The sequence below is a fragment of the Streptomyces sp. UH6 genome (assembly GCF_013421635.1).
GTDB classification, from domain to species: domain Bacteria; phylum Actinomycetota; class Actinomycetes; order Streptomycetales; family Streptomycetaceae; genus Streptomyces; species Streptomyces abyssomicinicus.
Genome location: NZ_JACADT010000814.1, coordinates 1 through 2,587, shown reverse-complemented (window position 1 = coordinate 2,587; position 2,587 = coordinate 1). Strand labels below are relative to the sequence as shown.

At 72.6% G+C, this 2,587-nt stretch carries 3 protein-coding genes; 1 reads left to right on the top strand and 2 read right to left on the bottom strand.

Features of this window, described 5'->3' with window-relative positions; all coding sequences use genetic code 11:
• Both uvrC and HW445_RS26205 read right to left on the bottom strand, forming a co-directional pair.
• The coding region (gene uvrC / locus HW445_RS26210) for an excinuclease ABC subunit UvrC (RefSeq protein WP_180223360.1) at nt 1–1,700 on the bottom strand (1,700 nt) is incomplete at its 3' end.
• A 26-nt stretch (nt 1,701–1,726) separates the two neighbouring features.
• Nucleotides 1,727–2,158 (bottom strand): Rieske (2Fe-2S) protein, encoded by a 432-nt coding sequence (locus HW445_RS26205; protein ID WP_180223359.1) that lies wholly within the window; start codon nt 2,156–2,158, stop codon nt 1,727–1,729.
• A 113-nt stretch (nt 2,159–2,271) separates the two neighbouring features.
• Here HW445_RS26205 and HW445_RS26200 point away from each other — a divergent pair.
• The coding region (locus HW445_RS26200; RefSeq protein WP_308799941.1) for a PfkB family carbohydrate kinase at nt 2,272–2,587 on the top strand (316 nt) is incomplete at its 3' end.

The following is a 2,587-nucleotide window of genomic DNA, read 5'->3' as shown; positions in this document are numbered from 1 at the left end:
TGCGCCTCGTCCCGCACCCGCTGGAGCAGGTACAGGCCCTCACTGGTGCGCGGCAGGACCAGCGGGTCCTCCTCGTCGGGGAGCCAGACCTCCTCCAGCCGCTTGGCCAGTCCGCAGACGGCCACGTCGTCGATGCCCAGCTCGTCCAGTGCCCGCCGCGCGGCGGCGACCTGCGGGCGTCCGCCGTCGACCACGACCAGCTGCGGCGGGTAGGCGAACCGGCGCGGCCGCCCGTCCTCCTCGGCCGGGGAGGCCGTCACCTCGCCGCCGACGGCGCCGTCGGCCCACTCGCCGGTGCGCTCCTTCTCGGCCAGGTAGCGCCGGAACCGCCGGAAGATCACCTCGTGCATGGAGCGGACGTCGTCCTGCCCCTCGAAGCCCTTGATCTCGAAGCGCCGGTACTCGCTCTTGCGCTGGAGGCCGTCCTCGAACACCACCATGGACGCGACCACGTCCTCGCCCTGGAGGTGGGAGATGTCGTAGCACTCGATCCGCAGCGGCGCGCTGTCCAGCCCGAGCGCCTCGGCGATCTCCTCCAGGGCCCGCGACCGCGTCGTCAGGTCGGAGGCGCGCTTGGTCTTGTGGAGCGCCAGCGCCTGGCGGGCGTTCTGGGTGACCGTCTCCATCAGCGCCTTCTTGTCGCCCCGCTGCGGCACGCGCAGCGAGACCTGGGCGCCCCGGCGCCCGGTCAGCCAGTCCTGCACCGGCTCCAGCGGCTCGGGCAGGGCGGTGACCAGCACCTCGCGCGGCACCGAGTCCCCGGCCTCCTCGCCGTAGAGCTGCTGGAGGGCGAGCTCCACCAGGCCGCCGGTGGTGACGGCCTCCACCTTGTCGGTGACCCAGCCGCGCTGGCCGCGGATCCGGCCGCCCCGGACGTGGAAGATCTGGACGGCGGCCTCCAGCTCGTCCTCCGAGACGGCCACCAGGTCGGCGTCGGTGGCGTCGGCGAGCACCACCGCGTTCTTCTCCATGGCCTTGCGCAGCGCGCCGATGTCGTCGCGCAGCCGGGCGGCCCGTTCGTACTCCATGTCCTCGGCGGCGTCCGTCATCCGCTGTTCGAGGCGGCGGAGGTACGTGCCGGTGCGGCCGGCCATGAACTCGCAGAACTCCTCGGCGAGGTCCTGGTGGTCCTCGGCGGAGATCCGGCCGACGCAGGGCGCCGAGCACTTGTCGATGTAGCCGAGCAGACAGGGCCGCCCTGTGCGGGCCGCGTTCTTGAAGACGCCGGCCGAGCAGGTGCGGACCGGGAAGACCCGCAGCAGCAGGTCGACGGTGTCGCGGATCGCCCAGGCGTGGCCGTAGGGGCCGAAGTAGCGCACGCCCTTCTTCTTGTGCCCGCGCATCACCTGGACGCGGGGGAACTCCTCGTTCATCGTCACCGCGAGGTACGGGTAGCTCTTGTCGTCGCGGTACTTGACGTTGAAGCGGGGGTCGAACTCCTTGATCCAGGTGTACTCCAGCTGGAGCGCCTCGACCTCGGTGGAGACCACCGTCCACTCCACCGACGCGGCGGTGGTCACCATGGACCGGGTCCGCGGGTGGAGGTTGGAGAGGTCCTGGAAGTAGCTGGCCAGCCGCTGGCGCAGGCTCTTCGCCTTGCCGACGTAGATCACCCGGCGGTGCTCGTCGCGGAAGCGGTACACCCCGGGGGTGTCCGGAATCTCCCCCGGCCGGGGACGGTAGCTGGAAGGGTCGGCCATGCCCCCAACCCTACTTGGGGGGTCTGTCAGGAGGCCTCTGCCGTGACGATCTTGCCGTTCTCGACCTTCACGGGCACCTCGGTGAGCGGAACGGTCGCCGGCGGGTTGAGCACCTGACCGTTCGCGGCGTCGAACCGGCTGCCGTGGCAGCCGCAGGTGATCGTGGTGCCCTCCAGCTGGGTCATCACGCAGCCGGCGTGGGTGCAGACGGTGCTCCATGCCTTGAGCGCGCCGTCCTCGGTCCGGCTGACCACGACCTTCTGCTGGTCGAAGACCTTCGAGCCGCCCGCGGGGACGTCGCTCTCGGGGCCGAGTGCGGTGCCGGGCTGCGGTGTCCCGGACGAGGAGTCGCGGTCGTCCTCCGCTCCCGCGCAGCCGGTGAGGGCGAGGCCCGCGACGGGCGTCAGGGCGGCGCCCCGAAGGACGGTACGGCGGCGGAGGTCGTCACTGCCGGACATGGCGCAGCTCCCCTGGTTCGGCGTGGAGTCGGGACGAGCCCGACGATACCGGGGGCCTCGCGGTGTGCGAGCGTGGGCCCGTCCCTCCCGTGTCCTCGCAGAAGGAGCCGTCCGTGATCGTCGTCGCCGGTGAGGCCCTGATCGACCTGGTGCCCCACGAGCCGGGGCCGCTCGCCCCGCTGCGGCCGGTGCCCGGCGGGGGCCCGTACAACACCGCCGTGGCGCTGGGACGGCTCGGCGCCCAGGTGGCGTTCTGCTCGCGGATCTCCACGGACGGGTACGGCGGGGCGCTGCTGGAGGGGCTGCGGGAGGCGGGGGTGGACACCCGCCCGGTGCAGCGCGGCCCGGAGCCGACCACGCTGGCGCTGGCCCGGCTCGGCGAGGACGGCTCAGCCTCGTACGCCTTCTACGTGGAGGGCACGGCGGACC